1 protein-coding gene is annotated in these 800 nt (G+C 58.4%); it reads right to left on the bottom strand.

The features are described 5' to 3' along the window. Window positions 1-800: RagB/SusD family nutrient uptake outer membrane protein (locus ACYVJM_RS32115; RefSeq protein WP_461152213.1), on the bottom strand; the 800-nt coding region annotated here is incomplete at both ends.

Below are 800 nucleotides of genomic sequence, written 5' to 3'. Positions count from 1 at the left end.
CCGGGATAGCCGGGGTTCTGGGTTTTCAGGTTGGGGTTGTTCAGCAACTCCTGCTTGGGAATGGGCAGTAACAGATGCTTCTCCTGCAAGGCCTGATTCGAACTCAGGTTCACGTGGCCCACAAAGTTGTCGAACCCGTTGGTCTTCTCGTTGTAAACCTTCCGCAGCCGTACCATATCGAACCAGGTGATCTGCTCGTAACACAGCTCGTGCCAGCGCTCCCGCCAAACCGCTTCCCGGAACGAAGCCTGGGTGTAGCTGCCCAGGGCCGGGGTGGTTAGGGTGGCCCGGTCCCGAATCCGCTTGAAGGCATCGTAGGCGGGCTGGGTGGGGCCGCCCACTTCGTTCTGAGCTTCGGCGTAGATCAGCAGCGTTTCGGCAAAGCGGATCTGGGGCACGTTGAGGTTGTTCTGGCGGGAGCCAGCGACCCCTGCCGTCCCGTTGGCAGTGCGGTTGAAGTGCTTGAAGACGTAGGGCGCACCCAGCGAGAAAGGTGCTCCGTTGCCGTTGGTGTAGTAGGTGGTATAGAAATATCCCGCCTGATCTTTGGCCCGCAAATCGCCTGCTTCGTACGAGTTGTAGAAAGCCGTTGTGGGCACAGAGCTACCGGTACCTCCTGGCCCGTTGTAAGTAACGGGTTTAAAGTTAGGGTAGAAGTTATCCATGGGGTTGCCCGCCACCAGGGTGTTGTACTGGAGCATGAACAGGTGCTCGACGCGGTTCTTGGTGCTTTCCCGGTGGACGTCCTCATAGGAGGTGAAGAGGTTGATCACCGAGGGATTGGCATTGGCGTAGGTGAT

Source organism: Spirosoma pulveris (genome assembly GCF_054781875.1).
The sequence above is the reverse complement of the archived record's forward strand: the minus strand, read 5'-3'. Positions and strand labels throughout refer to the sequence as shown.